The 19,047-nt window shown below is 70.1% G+C and carries 17 protein-coding genes and 1 tRNA gene; 9 read left to right on the forward strand and 9 right to left on the reverse strand.

The genetic code is table 11. The features are described 5' to 3' along the window. Positions 1-15 precede the first annotated feature (15 nt). Positions 16-88, reverse strand: a tRNA-Arg gene (locus tag BLS25_RS09615). Between the two features lie 151 nt (positions 89-239). Here BLS25_RS09615 and BLS25_RS09620 point away from each other — a divergent pair. After that, positions 240-1,736: an L-serine ammonia-lyase, iron-sulfur-dependent, subunit alpha gene (locus tag BLS25_RS09620; RefSeq protein ID WP_074695351.1), complete on the forward strand. Its 1,497-nt coding sequence runs from the start codon at positions 240-242 to the stop codon at positions 1,734-1,736. Between the two features lie 13 nt (positions 1,737-1,749). Here the strand turns inward: BLS25_RS09620 and BLS25_RS09625 are convergent, their stop codons facing one another. Then, positions 1,750-2,181, reverse strand: a complete 432-nt coding sequence (locus tag BLS25_RS09625) for a MarR family winged helix-turn-helix transcriptional regulator (protein ID WP_056224067.1) — start codon at positions 2,179-2,181, stop codon at positions 1,750-1,752. Between the two features lie 168 nt (positions 2,182-2,349). Here BLS25_RS09625 and BLS25_RS09630 point away from each other — a divergent pair, with 168 nt between their 5' ends. Further along, on the forward strand, positions 2,350-6,798 hold the full coding sequence (locus BLS25_RS09630; protein ID WP_074695353.1) for a metallophosphoesterase: 4,449 nt from the start codon (positions 2,350-2,352) through the stop codon (positions 6,796-6,798). A gap of 453 nt (positions 6,799-7,251) precedes the next feature. Further along, positions 7,252-7,881, forward strand: coding sequence for a helix-turn-helix domain-containing protein (locus BLS25_RS09635; protein ID WP_143017900.1), 630 nt, complete (start codon positions 7,252-7,254; stop codon positions 7,879-7,881). Positions 7,882-7,924: 43 nt separating this feature from the next. Here the strand turns inward: BLS25_RS09635 and BLS25_RS09640 are convergent, their stop codons facing one another. Further along, a complete protein-coding gene (locus tag BLS25_RS09640) occupies positions 7,925-8,545 on the reverse strand; it encodes a histidine phosphatase family protein (protein WP_081349770.1) in 621 nt (206 codons plus the stop codon). 317 nt (positions 8,546-8,862) lie between these two features. Between BLS25_RS09640 and BLS25_RS09645 the strand changes: the two genes are divergently transcribed. Next, positions 8,863-10,251, forward strand: coding sequence for an HNH endonuclease signature motif containing protein (locus tag BLS25_RS09645; protein WP_074695355.1), 1,389 nt, complete (start codon positions 8,863-8,865; stop codon positions 10,249-10,251). A gap of 30 nt (positions 10,252-10,281) precedes the next feature. Here BLS25_RS09645 and BLS25_RS09650 read toward each other — a convergent pair whose 3' ends face one another. After that, positions 10,282-10,767 (reverse strand): GNAT family N-acetyltransferase, encoded by a 486-nt coding sequence (locus BLS25_RS09650; RefSeq protein WP_074695357.1) that lies wholly within the window; start codon positions 10,765-10,767, stop codon positions 10,282-10,284. An 82-nt stretch (positions 10,768-10,849) separates the two neighbouring features. Here BLS25_RS09650 and BLS25_RS09655 point away from each other — a divergent pair, with 82 nt between their 5' ends. Continuing rightward, a complete protein-coding gene (locus tag BLS25_RS09655; protein WP_256335566.1) occupies positions 10,850-11,659 on the forward strand; it encodes a Cof-type HAD-IIB family hydrolase in 810 nt (269 codons plus the stop codon). A gap of 7 nt (positions 11,660-11,666) precedes the next feature. On the opposite strand, the gene BLS25_RS09660 is transcribed toward BLS25_RS09655, so the two are convergent. Further along, on the reverse strand, positions 11,667-12,869 hold the full coding sequence (locus BLS25_RS09660; RefSeq protein ID WP_074695360.1) for a trans-sulfuration enzyme family protein: 1,203 nt from the start codon (positions 12,867-12,869) through the stop codon (positions 11,667-11,669). Between the two features lie 127 nt (positions 12,870-12,996). Between BLS25_RS09660 and BLS25_RS09665 the strand changes: the two genes are divergently transcribed. Both BLS25_RS09665 and BLS25_RS09670 read left to right on the forward strand, forming a co-directional pair. Beyond that, complete coding sequence (locus BLS25_RS09665; RefSeq protein ID WP_056224057.1) at positions 12,997-14,451, forward strand: amino acid permease; 1,455 nt, start codon at positions 12,997-12,999, stop codon at positions 14,449-14,451. Positions 14,452-14,568: 117 nt separating this feature from the next. Beyond that, positions 14,569-15,891, forward strand: coding sequence for a flavin monoamine oxidase family protein (locus BLS25_RS09670; RefSeq protein WP_074695362.1), 1,323 nt, complete (start codon positions 14,569-14,571; stop codon positions 15,889-15,891). Between the two features lie 40 nt (positions 15,892-15,931). On the opposite strand, the gene BLS25_RS09675 is transcribed toward BLS25_RS09670, so the two are convergent. After that, on the reverse strand, positions 15,932-16,792 hold the full coding sequence (locus tag BLS25_RS09675) for a sulfurtransferase (RefSeq protein ID WP_074695364.1): 861 nt from the start codon (positions 16,790-16,792) through the stop codon (positions 15,932-15,934). A 4-nt stretch (positions 16,793-16,796) separates the two neighbouring features. Next, positions 16,797-17,309 (reverse strand): DUF4188 domain-containing protein, encoded by a 513-nt coding sequence (locus BLS25_RS09680; protein ID WP_074695366.1) that lies wholly within the window; start codon positions 17,307-17,309, stop codon positions 16,797-16,799. A 70-nt stretch (positions 17,310-17,379) separates the two neighbouring features. Between BLS25_RS09680 and BLS25_RS09685 the strand changes: the two genes are divergently transcribed. Continuing rightward, complete coding sequence (locus BLS25_RS09685; protein WP_056224049.1) at positions 17,380-17,991, forward strand: MerR family transcriptional regulator; 612 nt, start codon at positions 17,380-17,382, stop codon at positions 17,989-17,991. On the opposite strand, the gene BLS25_RS09690 is transcribed toward BLS25_RS09685, so the two are convergent. Continuing rightward, positions 17,988-18,278, reverse strand: coding sequence for a DUF4287 domain-containing protein (locus BLS25_RS09690; protein ID WP_074695368.1), 291 nt, complete (start codon positions 18,276-18,278; stop codon positions 17,988-17,990). The two genes, BLS25_RS09685 and BLS25_RS09690, sit on opposite strands and share 4 nt — an antisense overlap. 81 nt (positions 18,279-18,359) lie before the next feature. Here BLS25_RS09690 and BLS25_RS09695 point away from each other — a divergent pair, with 81 nt between their 5' ends. Next, positions 18,360-18,821, forward strand: coding sequence for a GNAT family N-acetyltransferase (locus BLS25_RS09695; protein WP_074695370.1), 462 nt, complete (start codon positions 18,360-18,362; stop codon positions 18,819-18,821). Between the two features lies 1 nt (position 18,822). On the opposite strand, the gene BLS25_RS09700 is transcribed toward BLS25_RS09695, so the two are convergent. Beyond that, the gene (locus BLS25_RS09700; protein WP_074695372.1) at positions 18,823-19,044 is read right to left on the reverse strand and encodes a hypothetical protein; all 222 of its coding nucleotides are present in this window, start codon (positions 19,042-19,044) and stop codon (positions 18,823-18,825) included. Positions 19,045-19,047: the final 3 nt, after the last annotated feature.

The raw sequence follows: 19,047 nt of genomic DNA on the forward strand, positions 1-19,047 counted from the left end.
TCTCAACACAGTACGTGCGCCCGAAGGGACTCGAACCCCTAACCTTCTGATCCGTAGTCAGATGCTCTATCCATTGAGCTACGGGCGCAGGGCCTCCGCGCGAAACGGCGCGCAGGCCGTGGTCCAGCATAGCCGGGACGATGGGAGACGTCTAATCGGCTCCGAACGGCGTGCATCCCGGGCGTGGCGCGTCGGTGACGGGAGGGTGTCGAGTCGGGGTGGGGACGTACGCTGGCGGGATGAGCGCATACACCTCCGCGTTCGAGCTGTTCTCCATCGGGATCGGACCCTCGAGCTCCCACACCGTCGGCCCCATGAAGGCCGCCCTCCAGTTCGTCGCGCGAGTCGAGGACGACGGTGTCCTCGAGCGGGTGGCATCCGTTTCGTGCGCCCTGTACGGCTCCCTCGGAGCGACCGGCATCGGTCACGGCACCCCCGACGCGGTCGTGGCGGGCCTGCAGGGCCTCGACCCCGAGACCGTGGATCCGGATGCCGTGCGGCGGGCGTGGTCCGACTGGCCCGAGGGGCGGAGCCTCGCTCTCGCGGGTCGACACGAGATCCCGTTCGCGAAGGCCGACATCGCGCTCGAGCCGCGCACGCGCCTGCCCGGCCACCCGAACGCGATGACGCTCGTCGCGCGCGACGGCGAGGGGTCCGTGATCGCGGAGGACACGTTCTATTCGATCGGCGGGGGATTCATCCGGCGAGAAGGAGAGCCCGCGCGCGTGGCGGCGGCGCCGGTTCCTCTCGACTTCGATGACGCGGCGACCCTGATCGAGCTGTGCGACGAGCGCGGCATCACGATCGCCGAGGCCGCACGGCTGAACGAGGCGGCCCTGCGCTCCGACGAAGAGATCGCGGCGGGCTTGGATCGCATCTGGGATGCCATGGCGGCGTGCGTGAACGCCGGACTCGAGAACGACGGCGTGCTGCCCGGCATCCTGAAGGTGAAGCGACGGGCCGCGGTCATCCGAGGGCAGCTGGACGCCATCGAAGCCGAGGGGCACCGCGAGCTCCCGGGGGAGTGGCTCGGGGCGTTCGCGCTCGCCGTCAACGAGGAGAATGCCGCCGGCGGTCGTGTCGTCACCGCCCCCACGAACGGTGCCGCGGGGATCCTCCCCGCGGTCGCCATGTACTGGTGGCGCTTCCTGGCTGACTCGGGTCTCGGAGCCGGCAACGCCGTCACGCCCTACGGCGAGCTCGTCGGAAGCGCCCTGCTCGGCTACGACGGTCACGCGGTGACGCGCGGCGAGGTCGCGGAGTGGGACGACGGCGACGTGGCCGAGGCGAACCGTCGACGCGGCATCCGCCGGTTCCTCCTCACCGCGACGGCTCTCGGCTCGCTCTTCAAAGCGAATGCGTCGATATCCGGCGCCGAGGGCGGCTGCCAGGCAGAGGTCGGGTCCGCGTGCGCGATGGCGGCGGGCGGCCTGACCGCGGTCATGGGCGGGACCAATCGGCAGATCGAGAACGCCGCCGAGATCGCCATGGAACATCACCTCGGTCTCACGTGCGACCCCGTCGGTGGGCTCGTGCAGATCCCCTGCATCGAGCGGAACGCGATCGCGGCATCGACCGCGGTGACGGCTGCCCGACTCGCTCTGCGCGGCGACGGTTCCCACTACGTCTCGTTGGATGCCGTCGTCGAGACGATGCGTCAGACGGGGATCGACATGTCGACGAAGTACAAGGAGACCAGCGAGGGCGGTCTCGCGGTGAACGTCATCGAGTGCTGAGGGCACCCGACGATCAGTCCTGCGCGCGCAGCTTCGCGGTGAGGGAGTGCAGCTGAGCGAGTTCGTCGTCGTCGAGCCGGGCCATGCGCTCGGCGATCGACCGGCCGTGCGCCGCGGCGATACGGCGGAACGTCACGGCGCCGTTCTCGGTGGCCGTGACGAGGGAGCCGCGGCCGTCTTCGGGGTCGGCGCATTTGGTCAGCAGGCCCCGTGACACCATGCGCTCGACCAGGCGCGACACGCTCGGCTGGCTGATGAGCATGTTGCCCGTGACATCGCGCAGGCGTGCCGTCATGCGCGGGGCGCGCGTGACGGTGAGCAGCACGTCGTACTCCGCCTGGGTCAGCTCGGTGCTGTCGAAATCCGACCGGATGTCCTCGAAGACCTCGTGCTGGGCGCGGAAAAGGCTCTCCCAGGCCTGCACGGCGAGACGGCGATCGGTCATAGGTTCAGCGTAGGGCCGACAGCGTCCCTCGCGCCCCGCGCGCGGGTAGCACACGCGGGTGGACGGACGAGTCACCTGCCGGTCATCTTCGTTCCCGTCGCCGTTCATGTGAGCGGACGGTGAGCTTCCTATGGTCGGAGTGTCCCCCCAGACGAAGGTGGCTCCGCCATGCGTTCTCCGCGTACCCGTTTCCTTTCCGCAACGCTGTCGACGATGCTCGTCGCCGGCACGGTCCCGATCCTCGCCGTCCCGGCCGCGCACGCCGCGCCCGGACCGGCCGAGATCGTGGTCACCGAGATCCTCGCCGACAACACCGGTGCCGATGACTTCGAATACGTCGAGATCCACAACGTCTCGAACGCGCCCGTCGACCTGGCGGCATCCGGGATCTCCTTCGCGTATTCGTACGCCGATTCGGCCGACCGCTCGCGCGACGTCGCCCTCACCGCCGAGCCGCTCACACTCGCGAAGGGTGAGACGGCGTTGCTGTGGGTGAGCTACACCTCGGGCGCGGTCGACACCTCAGCCCGGACGGTCGAAGAGTTCCGCGCGCGCCACGGCGTCGACGAGGGCGTGCAGGTGGCCCGCCTCACCGGTCAGGCCGGGCTCGCGAACGGGGGCAACCGCGGGATCCGCGTCCTCGACCACGGCGAGCTCTCGTCATGGTCGCACGCCCCGACCGGGGCGTTCGGCGTTGACCTCGCCGCGCACTTCCGGCTGCCGTCGGACCCCGCCGCGCAGCGGATGGACGTGCTCGCGGTGAACGCGGCTCCCTCGCCCGGGACCGTGCTGCCCGAGGCCGTCACGCGCCCGGGGGGTGATCCGTCGCCCGAGCCGAGCCCCGAGCCGACCTCGCCCGGCGAGACGCTGCCCGCGGGGGCGCCCCTGCAGGTGACCGAGTTGCTTCCGGACTCCGCGAACGTGGGCGGGTCCGATGGCTACGAGTTCATCGAGGTCTTCAACGCCACCGACGCCCCCATCGACTTCTCCGACTACGCGATCGACTACCTCTACCCGGTCGAGGGCACGGTCAGCCGGTGGCCGGCCGTTCCCTCCGACGTCGTCATCCCGGGGCGCGGGTCCCTCGTGTTCTGGATCAAGAACGGCGCGAACGACGCCTTGACCGCGGCCGACTTCAACCGCCAGTTCGGCACCGACCTGGTCGCCGGGCGGTCCTTGGTCGAGATCTCGTCGGCGGGAATGGCGAACAGCAGTCCTCGCGGCATCCAGGTGTCCACCAACACCGGCCACCCGGTCAGCGCCGCCTTCTACAACCTCGACGGGCGCGACGACACCCAGGCCGACAAGGGGATCCGCTACGCGGCGACCGAAGACGCGACCCGGCAGCGCCTCGTCGATCTGGCCCCCGCCACCCCCGGTACCGTCCAGCCCGACCAGGTGGGTTCGGCCCCCGTCGCCACCCCCGTCGACACGACGGCGCCCACGATCACCGATCGAACGGCGGCGCAGATCGCCCCCGGCGACGACTTCGTCATCGACCTCGCCATCAGCGACGACCACGAGGTCCGCACGGCGACGCTCGAACTGCGCAACGACGTCGACACCACCGCGTTGCGGGTCAACCTCACCGACGCGGGCGACGGAGTCTTCCGGCACACGGTGAAGGCCGTCGACCTCACCGGAAAGCACTGGTACGCCTACACGGTCACGGCGACCGACGGCACGAACGTTCAGACTTCGACGGAGCGCCGCGTCGACGTCGCCGGCACCTCCGACGACCCCGTGCGTCTCAACGTGGACGACGGTCGTTTCGTCAACGGTACGACCGAGATCGTGGCATCCGGGAACGCGTATCCGAGTCCGCTGAGTCTGAGCATCGACGGGGCGGCGGTCGCGACGGCACCCAGCCTCGAGGGGCGACCCACCTTCGTCTTCGAGGCGACGAACGTCAACTACTACTTCAAGAACGGCGTGCGCATCGCGGACGACGTGCTGACGATCTTCGACAAGGGCACCGAAGGGTGGGAGACCATCTCGACCCCCGTGCCGCTGAGCTACCTGTCGGAGGTCGACGACCTCACCGTGAGTGTCTGGGCCGGAACGAAGAAGGCCCCCGAGATCGACCCCGACGAGAACAACGACGACTTCGAGATCCGGGGGCTGCGTCTCGTGCTCCCCGACGGTCGCACCCTGACCCCGGCGGGTTACGACGACCCGGCCGCGGTGCTCAGGATGGGCGACAGCGCCGGGAAGCTCGACTTCTTCGACGCACGCTTCGCGATCCCCGACGACGCGTACTCGGCGGTGTCGCACACCTGGGACACCACCTCCCGCGCTGACGGCGACGCGGTCGTCTCGGCCACCGACGGCGACGAGACGGTCACGCGCACAGTACGCGTCGACAACACCGCGCCCGTGGTGACCTCGCGCATCGTCGACGGCACCGCTTACCGCGGCCCGATCGACATCGACGCGCAGATCGTCGACGCCGGGTCGGGGGTCGCCTCGACCGTCGCTCGACTCGACGGCCGCGAGATCACCCTTCCCCTGAAGACGTCGTCGCTCGACCTCGAGGCCGGCGACCACCGGCTCGAGATCGTCGCGACCGACGGGGTCGGCAACACCACCACCTGGTCGGCCGTCTTCGAAACCTACGCGGAGCAGCCGGCCGCGGGGCTGCTCACCCCCGCCGACGGCGCCGAGGTCGCGGCCGGCGAGGTCACCCTGCAGGCGAAGGTCGAGGACCCGCAGGGGGACGCGCTCGACGTCGCCTTCCTCGAAGGTCGCCGACTCGATCTGGCCGACGGCGATGTGGCGGTGCGATCGGGCACGGTGGCCGACGCCGCCTCGGTCGATCGCTCGGAGCCGCAGACGCTGTCGCGCGCTCAGGTCGAGACCTTCGCCGCCGTCGACGGTCTGAGCGACGACGTCTCGAGCACCGAGGCGTTCCCGTACCAGCTCTTCGAGGTGGGCGTGGATGCCGCGGACGCGGGCGCCGACGTGCGATCGACGTGGTCGGGACGAGCGAACGCCGGGGCGACGGTCGTGCTGTCGGTGCAGCGTCGCGACGGTTCGGGCTGGGATGAAGTCGACCGACACGTCACCCGGAACGCCGACGAGGCCTTCGAGCTCGACGGAGTCGTTCCGGTCGACGAGTACGCGGTCGACGGTGTCGTGCGCATGCTCGTCCAGCACTCCGAGGGTTTCGCGGCACCCGATCAGAGCACGCGCGACACCGCGGTGACCCCGCACAATGCCTCCGACGTGCCGCGTTCGGACTACGACTTCACCCTCGGGTGGGAGTCTGACACGCAGTACTACAACGAGAACGAGATGGCGGGGAACCCCTACAGGCACCAGGAGGCCATCCACTCCTACTTCCTCGACCGTCGAGAAGAACTGAACCTGCAGTACGTGTTCCACACCGGCGACATCGTGGACGACTACGACGTCATCCCGCAGTGGGACCGGGCGGCGGTGCAGTACGACCGCCTCGACGCGGCGGGTCTGCCGTACGGGGTGCTCGCCGGCAATCACGACGTCGGCCATGACGTGGGCGACTACACGAACTACGGCCGGTACTTCGGAGAGGACCGTTTCGCCGCCAGCCCCTGGTACGGCGGCAGTTACGAGAACAATCGCGGCCACTACGACCTCGTGTCGGCGGGCGGCATCGACTTCCTCATGCTGTACACCGGGTGGCTACCGGACGATGCGTCGATCGCGTGGATGAACGACGTCTTGAAGCGCTACCCCGATCGCGTGGCGATCGTGGCTCAGCACGAGTTCATCCTCACCACGGGAGGGCTGGGGGCCATCCCGCAGCGGGTGCTCGACGAGGTGGTGGCTCCCAATCCGAATGTGCGGATGGTGATGTCGGGGCATTATCACGACGCCTTCCTCCGGACGGATGCCTTCGACGACGATGGAGACGGCGTCGACGACCGCACCGTGTATTCGATGCTGTTCGACTACCAGGGCCTGCCCGAGGGAGGCCTCGGGTTCTTGCGCCTGATGCACTTCGACAACCAGGGCGAGCGCAGGATGGTGCGCACTTATTCGCCGTCGCTCGACCAGTACAACTCCGACGAGCCGAGCCTGCTCGGTCCGGCCGACGACCCGTACGCGCAGCAGGAGTTCGAGCTGACGTACGACCAGCTCGGTATCGAGCCGCGTGAGCGCACGCTCGGCACGGACGCGTTCTCGGCCGAGGTGCTCGGCACGAACGAGATCGCCTCGTTCTCGGACGTCGACAGCGGAAGCGTGCTGTCGGCGACCTGGACGCTGACCGAGGAGGGGGAGCGGGGATGGTACGTGCGATCGACGGATCCGTTCGGCGCCGTGGACTCCTCGCGCGTCGCGCTCTTCACCGTGCGCGCGGTCTCCGTCGGGCCGGGGGATCCGGGTGCGCCGGGTGCCCCGGGGCCGGGTTCGCCCGGACAGCCGGGTGCGGGTTCGCCGGACCGCCCGGGTGCGGGAACCGGTGACGGTTCGACCGCGGACGGCGCAGAGGGAGGGAATCGACCGGGGCGCGCGCCTCTCGCGGTGACGGGGGCGGACGTCGGCGTGCTGGTGCCGTGGGCGGTGGGAGCGGCGCTGCTGCTCGCGGTCGGCGCGACCCTGCTCGCTATCCGACGACGACCGCGCCGGAGCTGACCACCACGACGGCGCCTGCCCCTCGGGGTGGGCGCCGTCGTCGATGGTGGCGGCGGATGCGCGCGGGCGTCGGGTGCCGGCATCCGTTCGAGGGAGAAGGGGCCCGATCGAGGGCGAGAGTAAGGGCCGGTCGGAGAGGCTTCCGACCGGCCCTTGTCCCTGCACCAAGAGTGTCCTGCAATCACATGTCGGTAGCTGCCACAGCAAAACAACTACCGTGCGAGCACTCTATAACGGTGAGGTAACGGAGGGGAAGAGCTCGCCGTTATATTTTCGTGATCGATTTTCCGGGGGGTCTCCGCGTCACCTCAGCGTGATCTGGGGCTGCGCGGATCCCCCTCCGGAGGGCCGTTCCCCTCACTCGGAGGCGCGGCATCGCCCTACGATCGTCTGGTGGACACACCGCGGGTGGCGACCTCGCCGCCTCGCTGGTGCGAATGAGGGGTGGGGCAGGTGAACCGACGTCAGCAGGGCATGGCCGAGGCGCGGCGCGCGATCATCGAGGCGGCCGGCGAGCAGTTCGCGATCCGCGGCTACGAGGGCGCGTCGTTCGCGCGCGTGGCCGAGGCGATGGGCCGCCCCAAGTCCGCCATCGGGTACCACCAGTTCGCCTCCAAGACGGCGCTGGCCGTCGCGGTGATCGAGTCGCAGCAGGTGCGGTGGCGCGAGATCGAGGGGCGATTGCCGCAGCCCCACGGGCTCGAGCGTCTCGCTGGGCTGCTGTTGGCGGCGTCGTTGGACGCCCGTTCGTGCCCGGTCGCGGCCGGCGCCACGCGGCTCCTCCATGAACTGCGCAAACAGGGGGTCGAGGTGCCCGACGGCTTCGATTGGTACGGCATCATCGCCGCCGAACTCGACGCCGCCGCCCGCGCGCACGGGGTCGCCGAGGTCCCCTCGTTCGCCCCCGAGCTGCTCCTGGGGGCGACCTTCGGCGTCTACGAGACCGGGGACGTCGACGACGCCGCGCTGGCGTCGCGTCTTACATCGCTCTGGGTGCCCCTGCTGCGCTCGTTCGGATTCCTCGACGCCGAGGACGAGGTGCAACGAGCCGCCGCGCAGGAGTTCGTGCCTCTTCCGCACTGATTCCGCATCACGTCGTCGCGCGATGAGCGAGGGATGGGGCGGCTCAGCGTCCGCGCACGTGATTCCACTGCGTGATGACTTCGGAGCCGTGCTCGAAGCCGAGCTCGCTGACGGCCGAAGTGCCCAGGACGAAGTATCGCCCGCCCGCCGCCGTGAGACCGAGCCAGGTGCCCGCGAGAGCGCGGAGGAAGTGGGAGTGCGAGAAGAGCAGAACCTGCTGACCGGCGCGCACGCGGGGCCGGAGCTCGGCGAGCAGGGACTGTGCGCGCTCGGTGACCTGCTCGACGGTCTCTCCGGGGGTGGCCCCCGCGGGGGCTCCAGCCTGCCAGATCGTCCACGGGCGGCCGAGTTGCTCGATGATCTCGGGGGTCGTCAGGCCCTCGTAGGCGCCGTAGTCCCACTCGACCAGGCGCGGCTCGTGCTGCGCGTCGCCGTAGCCCGCGCGCTCGGCGGTTTCGATCGCCCGCTGGAGGGGGCTGGTGAGCACGAGGTCGTATCGACGCGTGGCGAGAAGAGTCCCGGCGAGCTCGGCCTTGTACGCACCGGTCTCGGTCAGGGGGATGTCGGTGAGCCCGGTGTGCTTGCCGGTCCGACTCCATTCGGTCTCGCCGTGCCTCACGAGCACGATGCGCCCGTCGGGTTCGGTCAACACTTCGTCTTTCACCGTCTCATCCTCCCGCGTCGCCGTAGTTTCGCATTCCGAAACGGACGAAGGGCCGGTCGGGAAATCCCGACCGGCCCTTTCCTGCACCAGAGTGTCCTGCAATCACATGTCGGTAGCTGCCACAGCAAAACAACTACCGTGCTTGCACTCTATAACGGCGAGATAACGGAGTGGAAGAGGGGTCGGGGCGTTCTTTTCTCTTTCATAGGTTCCGAGTGGCGAAGGGGGCTTCTCTCCACTCTCTGGGTTTCACGATCCCTCCCCCGTGGCCCGCCCGACGACCCGTGAATGTCGGAGGTCGTCGCTAGCATGCACACATGTCCTCGCCGACGCCCTCTGCCGCTGACTCCGCGGGGTCGAGCGTGCGCGAGGCGCTGGTGGCCGAGGCCCTCGCCGCCGATGCCGCGCTCGCCGCGGCCGAGGCCCGGCGCACGCGGGCCTACGCCGCTCTCGGCCAGTACGGCCTGACGCGCGCCACCGAGCACAGGTCGTCCGTGCGCGCGTCCGATATGGCGATGCGAGAGATCGCGTCCGAGGTGGCCGCGGTGGCGCGCCTCTCCGACCGCACCGTGCAGACGCACATCGGTCGGGCGCTGCAACTCGTCGACGACTACCCCGCTGTCGTCGACGCCTGGGAGGCGGGCGCTCTCACTCGAGCCCACGTGCGGATCGTGCTGGATGCCGGGGCCGCCCTGCCCGAGGAACGGCGTCCGGAGTTCGACACCCTCGCCGTGGGGCTGGCCGCCCAGCTCAGCCCGGGGCGGCTGCGTTCGCGGTTGGCCGCGCTCGCCGAGAAGCTGAACCCGACGACGCTGACCGAGAGGCACCAGCGGGGCCGCGAGACGCGGTGCGTCCGGGTCGTGCCGGGCGTGGACGGCATGTCCGACCTCATCGCGACTCTTCCCACCGTGCTCGCGGTGGGCATCTACGACCGGCTGACGCTGCAGAGCCGCGCGGTGATCGACGCGCGGACGGTCGGCGGCCCGGACCCGCAGGTGGACCGCACGACCGCCGAACCTGTTCAGGGCCAGGGAGCGACGGCATCCGCCGTCGACGAACGCACGACCGACCAGTTGCGCGCCGACATCCTGGCCGACCTTCTTCTGGCGGCGGCTCCCGTCGCCGATCCGACCCGCTCCGGGGACGGTCCCGGCGTGCTCGGGGAGATCCGTGCTCGCGTGCAGGTCGTCGTGCCCGCACTGACGATGCTGCGGCCCGGCGACGAGAACCTCGACCCTGCGGAACTCGTCGGGCACGGTCCCATCGACGCCGAGACCGCTCGTGGCATCGCGGAATCCACGACCATCCCCTGGGATCGCGTGGTCACCCATCCCGTCACGGGGGCCGTGCTGTTCACCGACACGTATCAGCGGTCCTCCGCCATCGACCGGCACCTCCGCGCCCGCGACCGGCGTTGCCGGTGGCCCGGGTGCGCTGTCCCCGCCGTCCGGTGCGAGGTCGATCACACGGTCGACTGGGCCTTGGGTGGAACGACTCGCGTCGACAATCTCGCCCACCTGTGCCAGCGGCACCACTCGCAGAAGCAGTTCACCCGGTGGAAGGTGAGGCAGAGAGCCGGCGGCATCCTGGAATGGACGTCTCCGTCCGGTCGTGTCTACGCGGACGAGCCGCTGCCCTACGCTCCCGCCGTGCGCTTCCTGCCTGATGATCCGTCGCCACCCGACGACGAGGCGGCCCCGTTCTGAGTGTCTGCGAACCCGGGCCTCACGCCTGAGTCACATTGGGGCTGTGCGCTCGCCCGTGTCCTCCCGGGTCAGCGCGCGCGTCCACGCAATTTCGCGGGAGAGCTGTCCCGTTCGTCGGAACAACTGCACCTGGTACGTGTCCGGGAGGGCAGCGGCCAGCTCGTCCCGATCGGCGGGGGCGAACCCCAGGCCCTGCCAGAACGGACCAGAGCGGCGGCTGAACAACCACGCGCGCGAAGCGCCTTCGTCGGCTGCGCGCGCAAGAGCGAAGCGAGCCAGAGCGCCGCCGAGGCCCCGCGAGCGCGTCTCGGGACGGACGGCCACGCTGCGGATGAGAGCGTGTCGCCCGTCGCCGCTCAGCTCGTACCCGGTGCTGCCGATCACCGCTCCCGCCTGATCGCGTTCGACCCACAACCGCACTTCCGGGGCGTCGAGGCCGCTCAGGGTGAGATCGACCGCCTCGAGGAACGCCGTCAGCGCTCCGATATCGCGGGGACGACAGGGTTCGAGGTCCATGTGCCGAGTCAACCAGTCATTTCAGCGGTTCCCCGCTGGCCCACCGATTCGCGAGCCGCCGCCCGCCTGGGAGGATGGAGTCGTGCCCCACGACATCCGCCTCATCGCCGTCGACATGGACGGCACCCTCCTCGACGGCGAGGGCAACATCCCCGACCCGCTCTGGAGCCTTCTGCCCCGGCTGGCGGAGCGCGGAGTGGCCTTCGTCCCCGCCTCGGGTCGGCAGCTCGCCACGCTGCAGCGATCGTTCGGCGAAGCCGCGGGCGAGATGACCTTCATCGCCGAGAACGGCGCGTACGTCGTCCGCGCGGGCGTCGAGGTCTCGTCCGACGCGATCGATCGCGAGGTCGTCGAGCGGGTCGTCCGTCACCTCCGCGATCTCGGTGAGCGGGGATACGACCTGGGGGTCGTGCTGTGCGGAAAGCGTTCGGCCTACATCGAGCGCACCGACGACGCCTTCCGCGCCGAGGCCGACACGTACTACGCGGCGCTCGAGGCGGTCGACGACATCCTCGAGGTCGACGACGACGTCCTGAAGATCGCGATCTACGACTTCGCCGTCGCCGAGCACAGCGTCGGTCGCGCGCTCGACGAGATCGCCGAAACACACCGTGTCGTGGTGTCGGGGCGTCACTGGGTCGACATCATGAACCTTCACGTCGACAAGGGCGCGGCCCTCGCGCGGCTGCAAGAGGCGCTCGACGTCGTGCCCGCGCAGACGGCAGCCTTCGGCGACTACCTCAACGACCTCGAGATGCTGGATGCCGCCGACTGGTCGTACGCGATGCGCGAGGCCCACCCCGAGGTCGTCGCTCGCGCGCGCTACCGCGCCCCCTCGAATCTCGACCACGGCGTCGTCACGACGATCCGCGAACTGTTCCCCGAGTCGTAGGGCGAGCTCAGACGCCCGACGCGTCCAGCGCCGCCGCGAGATCGGCGACCAGGTCGTCGGGATCCTCCAGACCCACCGACAACCGCAGGTGCCCGTAGCGTCGGAACTCTTCCGGATACGTCACCGTCCGCGGTCCGTCCGCGGCGGTGTGCACGATGAGGCTGTCGTCGTGACCGAGAGAGAACCCCGAGGTGACGAGGCGGAGCTGACCGACCATGCGGTTCTGCGCGTCGGGTCCGCCGTCGACGGCGAACGCCATCATGCCGCCGTATCCGCGCCCGCCGAATTGGCGCCGCGCGGTCTCATGGCCCGGGTGCGAGGGCAGGCCCGGGTAGGCGACGAACGCCACCCGGGGGTCGGCCTCGAGGAACGCGGCGATCCGCTCCGCCGATGACAGGTGCTGGCGCAGGCGCAGGGGCAGCGTCACGGATCCACGTTCGATCATCCAGGCGTTGAAGGGCGAGATGACGCCGCCGACGTCGACCATCGCGTCGGCCTTGATCGGCTCGATCAGCTCCGACCGCCCGATCACCGCCCCGCCCATCGCATCGCCGTGACCGTTGATGTACTTCGTCAGCGAGTGCACGACCAGATCGGCACCGTCGGCGAGCGGTCGGTAGAACGGAGGCGGGGTGAAGGTGGAGTCCACCATCAGCAGCGCGCCGGCCGCGTGCGCGATGTCCGCGATCGCGGCGACGTCCGTGACCTTGGTGGTCGGGTTCGCGATCGCCTCGACGCACACGAGCTTCGTCTCGGGCCGCATCGCCGCGCGGACGGCATCCGGATCCGAGATGTCGACGAAGGTGGCATGGATGCCGTAGCGGCGGGGGAGCAGCTCGCTCCACAGCCGCCAGGTGGCCTCGTAGACGACGTCGCTCACCACGACGTGGTCGCCCGCGCGCACGTGCGTGAAGAACACCGCGTGGAGGGCGGCGACCCCGGAGGCGAGGGCGACGGCCTCTTCTCCGCCCTCGAGGGCGGCGAGCTTGCGCTCGAGGGCGAGCTGGTTGACGCCGGTGTTGCGGGTGTAGAGCCCGGGCGCGGTGGCCGACCAGCTGATCTCGCTCGGGTCTTCGGGGAGCTCGTAGGAGTTCGACATGACCAGCGGCGTGCGCAGAGCGCGAGTGCTGTCGAGCTGCTTGCCGCCGTGGACGGCGAGACTCGCCTCGGCGAGCGTGTCGCTGTCGGTGCGGTCGGGGCGCTCTGCCATCTCGCCGTCCTTCCTCCGGCACCGACTGGACTCGGTGCGCTCCATTCAGCGTAGCCAGCGGTCATCAACTACTCTGACGTGCGGTCGCCCGAACGCGCGGCCCTCGAGGACGAATGCGAGAACCCTCATGAACCGACCCTCGGGTCCCGCCGTCGACCGCGCCGAGTCGGGCGAGCCGAAGAGGCAGCTCCGCCGCGCGATGGACGCGCGCCACCTCGTGATGATCGCCCTCGGCGGCGTCATCGGGTCGGGTCTCTTCCTGAGCTCGGGCTACACGATCGCCCAGGCGGGTCCGCTCGGAGCCGTGCTCGCGTACCTGCTCGGCGCTTTCGTCGTGTGGCTCGTGATGGTGTGCCTCGGCGAGCTCGCGGTGACCTACCCCGTCTCGGGCTCGATCCACATCTACGCCGCGCGCACCATGGGGCCGGCGACGGGCTTCGCCACGGCGTGGCTGTACTGGCTGTGCTGGGTCGTCGCGCTGGGGTCGGAGTTCACGGCATCCGGGATCCTCATGCAAAGGTGGTTCCCGAACGTCGACGTGTGGGTGTGGTGCGTGGTCTTCGCCGCGGTGCTGTTCACCCTCAACGCCATCTCGGCGCGCGTGTTCGGTGAGACCGAGTTCTGGTTCGCCCTCATCAAGGTGCTCGCGATCGTCGCCCTGATCGTGCTGGGCGGCATGGCGATCTTCGGCTTCACCCCGCTCTCGTCCGAGCCGCACGAGGCGGTGCTGCTGAGCAACTTCGTCACGCCCGAGGGGCTTCTGCCCGCGGGTCTCGGCGGAGTGCTCATCACCTCGCTCGCCGTGTTCTACGCCTTCAGTGGGGCGGAGATCGTCGGGGTCGCCGCGGGCGAGACCAAGGACCCGGCCCGCAACATCCCCCGCGCGCTGCGCTCGACGGTGCTGCGCCTGCTCGTGCTCTTCGTCGGCTCGATCGTCGTGATCGCGGCGCTCCTGCCGTACGACAAGGCCGGCGTCAGCGAGAGCCCCTTCGTCGAGGTCTTCGACATCGTCGGGGTGCCCTACGCCGCCGACATCATGAACTTCGTCGTCATCACGGCCCTGCTCTCGGTGGGCAACAGCGGGCTGTACTCCTGCGCGCGCATGCTCTTCTCCCTCGCTGAAGAGGGGTACGCGCCGCGCGCTTTCACGAAGCTCACGCGCCGCGGCATCCCGATGGTGGCGTTGCTGGTGAGCCTCGCGATCGGCCTCGTCTCACTGATCACCAGCGTCGTCGCCGCCGAGACGGTGTACATCGTGCTCGTGTCGATCGCCGGCTTCGCGGCGGTGGCGGTGTGGATGGCGATCGTCGCTGCGCAGTTCTTCCACCGGCGCCAGTTCTTGCGCGAGGGAGGAGACCTCTCGACCCTCGCCTACCGCACGCCGATGTACCCGCTCGTGCCGATCCTCGCCTTCGTGCTGTTGACCGCGTCGATCGTGGCGATCGCGTTCGACCCGAACCAGGTCGCCGCCCTGTACTTCGGCATCCCGTTCGTGGGGCTCTGCTACCTGTTCTTCTGGCTGCGCTACGGCCGTAAGGGTACGGTTCCCGAGCGCCGCGATGAAGAGGCGCCGGTCGCCTGAACCGTGCGGTGTGTACACCGCGTCCAGCCCGCCGCCGCTCGCACGCCACAGTGGCGGATGCCGAGAGCTCGCCGCCCGCAGTAGCGTCGCCGGAACATCGAGCACGCGGGAGGGCCCATGGAAACCGTCGACACTCTGGTCGTCGGGGCGGGGATCTCGGGGCTCGCCGCCGCTCGTCTCCTCGTGCGGGGCGGGCACCGGGTCGTCGTGCTCGAGGCGCGGGACCGGGTGGGTGGGCGCGTGTTCACCGATCGCTCCGGCGGCCACGTCACCGATCGCGGCGCATCGTGGATCCACGGCATCACCGACAGCCCCGTCGCGGACGCGGCGCGAGCCTTCGGCATGCCGATGGTGGAGTTCACCGTCGGCGGGTATCAGCCCGACTCCCGCCCGTTGGCGTACTTCGACGCCCGGGGTCGGCGCCTCGACGTCGACGCGGTGGCGGGATACGCCGCAGACATCCGCGCGCTCAACGCGACGCTCACGCGCGTCATCGGCGACGCCGAGCCGGACGCGACCTACGCGGACGTCGTCGAGCGTGCTCTCGCTCTACAGGACTGGGATGCCGAGCGTAGGGAGCGTGTGCGGGAGTACAACGACCGCCGCGCTCAGGAGCAGTACGGCATCGGCATGGCCGAGCTCGGTGCCCACGGTCTCGACGATGACACCGTCGACGGCGACGAGGTCGTCTTCCCCCGGGGCTACGACGAGCTCGCGACGAACCTCGCGGTGGGTCTCGACGTCCGTCTCGGTCACGTCGTCTCGCGCGTCGAGCGTTCGGCCGCCGGCGTCGTGGTCGACACGGACCGCGGGACGTTCGTGGCGAGGGAGGCCGTGGTCACGGTCCCCGTCGGCGTCTTGCACGCCGGAGGCCTGGTGATCGAGCCCCCTCTCCCGCAGCCGCATCGCCGGGCGCTCGGGCTGCTCCGGATGAACGCCTTCGAGAAGGTGGTGCTGCGCTTCGCTGAGCGATTCTGGGATGCCGGGGTCTACGGCATCCGTCAGCTCGGCGACGAGGGGGAGTGGTGGCACTCCTGGTACGACCTCGGTCGGCTTCACGACGAGCCCGCCCTGCTCACGTTCGCCGCGGGTCCCGCTGCGGTGGCGACGCGCGAGTGGAGCGACGAGCGGATCATCGCGTCGACCATGGTCCAGCTGCGCCGCCTCTACGGCGACGGTGTGCCCGATCCGACGAGCGCGATCGTCACGCGTTGGCAGGACGACCCGTTCTCACGGGGGTCGTACGCGTACATGCTCCCCGGTTCGGTCGGCGCCGACCACGACGAACTCGCCACCCCGGTCGACGGGGTGCTGCATCTCGCCGGAGAAGCGACGTGGGGTGACGACCCCGCCACCGTCCCCGGTGCACTGCTCTCGGGGCACCGGGCGGCGCAGAACGTTCTCGCTCGCGAGATCCCCGTCAGCGACCTCTGGGCGTGACTCCGCGGACGGTCCCTGGATCTCTGGAGGGGACCGGGCCTCAGCGCGGCTCCGGCCCCGTCGCCACGGGCAGCTCGGGGTGGTTCGACCACTGGCTCCACGACCCGGCGAAGACCCGCGGCTCGAAGCCCGCGAGCGTCAGGGCGACCGCCTGGTGCGCCGCCGTCACGCCCGACCCGCAGTAGACGCCGACGCTCATGCCGTCTTCGGCCCCCAGCATCCGGAATCGCGAACGCAGGTCGTCGGGGGAGCGGAAGCGGCCGTCGCCGCCGACGTTCTCGGTGGTCGGGGCGCTCACCGCCCCGGGCACGTGTCCCGCGCGCGGGTCGATGGGTTCCACCTCGCCGCGATAGCGCTCGCCTGCCCGCGCGTCGAGCAGCAGACCCTCGTCGGCGAACGCGGCCACCTCGTCGAGTGCGAGGGTGGGCATCGCGCCGTAGGCCAGCGAGATCGAGCCGGGGGCGGGAGCCGCGGCATCCCCCTCCTCGAGCGCGAAGCCGGCCTCGGTCCACGCCGTCAGCGCCCCGTCTAGCAGGCGCACGTCGGCGACCCCGGCCGCGCGCAGCAGCCACCAGGCGCGGGCGCTCGACATGTTCTTCAGGTCGTCGTAGACGACGACGGTGTCGCCCTCGTCGATACCCCACCGACGGGCGGTCTGCTCGAACGACTCGAGGGAGGGGAGCGGATGCCGGCCCTCGGTCGGTGCGCCGTGAGTGGCCAGGTCGTGGTCGAGGTCGACGTACTGCGCGCCCGGGATGTGTCCGGCGCGGTAGTCGGGCCGCCCGTCGGGGCGGTCCAGTCGCCAGCGCACGTCGAGCACCCGGACGGGACCGCCGTCGGCGTAGCGGCCCGCGGACAGGGCGTCGTGCAGTTCTTCGGCGGTGGTGAGGATCGAGGCCATGCCCTCAGTCTGTCGCTCCGGCGGGCGCGGCGGCACCACCCGTGCGACCGTCGGCCACGCGTGCCCGTGCCCGGTCGTGTCGCGAGGCGACGGGCACGATCTCGGTCGCCCGCGGCAGACCCATCGGCGGGGTTGCGACGTAAATGGTCTCGGCGCGCTCGACCACGTGCGTCTCGTGCCAGATGCCGACCGCGCCGGGGGTCTTCCGCGCCCGCTGGTTGAAACGCGTCCAGGCGGGCCGGTGCTCCTGGGTCGGCGCCGAGGCGTAGGCGTAGAGCTTGTCGAGCGACGACCAGTACTGCACGAGGTAGGGACCCCGGGAGCCGAGCAGCATCGTGAAACCGAGGAGCCCGGAGTCGGGGTCGGTGCTCAGCTCGCGCAGCATCCTGGGCATGTCGCCCATCAGCGGCATCCACTGGTCGGGTCGCCACCACTTGTTGACCGTCATGCCGATGTGGAAGACGACGAGCTCGCCGTCGTAGCGGTGGGTCGTTCGTCCCGGATTGATGGATGCCATGGCTCGTCCTCACTCGATAGTGTCACTATCCAGTGTTGGATAGTCTTGCTATCGAGTCAAGGGGCGAGCGGTGCGGATCTCGGAACTGTCGGCGACCAGCGGAGTACCCGTCGCCACCATCAAGTACTACCTGCGCGAGCGACTGCTGCCCGAGGGCGAGCGCACCTCGCCGACGCAGGCGAGCTACGCAGCCTCGCACGTCCAGCGCCTCGGCGTCATCCGCGCGCTCGTCGACGCGGGCGTCGGGATCGCGGGGGTGCGCAAGGTGATCGGCGTGCTCGAAGAGCCGCCCGAGAACCCCTACGACCTGCTCGGCGCCGCCAATGCCGCCGTGACCCCGGTGGTCGACGGCGACCTCGACGTGACCGCGGCGACCGCGCTGCTCGAGCGCATGGGCGGATCGCCCGTCGACTGTTTTCCCGACCAGCTCCGTGCCGTCGCCCAGGCCCTCGCGACACTCGATCGCGCCGGGTTCACCGTGCCGCCGTCGGTGATGGACAGCTACGTCACGCATCTCGCCGCGATCGGCGAGGCGGAGCTCGCCGCGACACCCGAGACGTCGATGGACGACGCTGTGCGCTACGTCGTGCTCGGCACCGCACTCGTCGAGCCGCTCATTCTGGCCCTGCGGCGGGTCGGCGAGCAGATCGCGGCGTCGAGACGCTTCTCGGCGGAAGGCTAGGGGTTCGGATTCGACGCCGCGCCGTCGAGCCAGAGGGTGTCGCTCTTGTCGCCGTGCGGCCCGCTGCGGCCGACGTGCGTGTCGCCGATCTGCGGGCCCTTCGTGATCACGTGCACGAGGGCCATGCCGTGGCCGCGCCCGAGGTCGTAGTCGTCCTTCAACCATTCGAGAATCGGGGTCGCCTTCGTGCCCGGACCGAAACCGCGCTCGGCGGCGAGGGCGACGAACTGCCGCGGGGTGAGACCCGTCTTGGTCTCGATGTTGTCGAGATACGCCTGGAAAGACATGGCCGCAGGCTACCGCGCACCTCCGACAGGGGTCCAGGCGAGAGCGCGGATCGGCCTCGCCGGCCGTTGTACGGTCGAGGGATGGCCGTCACCGTGCATCGTTCCGCTGTCGCCGACATCGCCCCGCTCACGCTGTACCGCATCCTCTGGATGCGAGTGGCCGTGTTCGTGGTCGAGCAGGAGGCCGCTTACCCCGAGATCGACGGCCGCGACATCGAGCCCGGCGCCGAACTGTTCTGGGCCGCCGATGGCGACGAGATCCGCGCGACGCTCCGCGTTCTCCGGGAGGCGGGGAACACGCGCATCGGCCGGGTCGCCACCGCTCCCGCGGCTCGAGGGCGCGGCATCGCCGCCGACCTCATGCGGGCGGCGATCGATCTTCTGGATGCCGAGGCTCCCGGCATCCCGATCCTGCTCGACGCTCAGGCGCACCTCGCCTCCTGGTACGGACGGTTCGGCTTCGTCGTGTCGGGGGCCCCTTTCGCCGAGGACGGCATTCCCCACGTGCCGATGCGGCGCACCCACCTCGCCGGCGAGCGCTGACCTAGAGCTGGATGCCGTTGTCCTCGTCGTTCACCCCGACGTTGCGTCCGCGGCTCGACTCGTAAGCGAGGAGCCACCCGACCGACACGGCGGCGGCGATGACGATGCCGAGCCACACGTTCTGCCACACGAGGCCGAACAGCACCCCCAGGCCGAGCAGGAGCACGCTCCCGAGAACCCAGTACGTCCGTCCGCGTGGCCAGCCCGTTCCCGTCTGCGTCATGGG

Origin of the sequence: Microbacterium testaceum StLB037 (assembly GCF_900104345.1) — a bacterium.
Lineage (GTDB): Bacteria > Actinomycetota > Actinomycetes > Actinomycetales > Microbacteriaceae > Microbacterium > Microbacterium testaceum_A.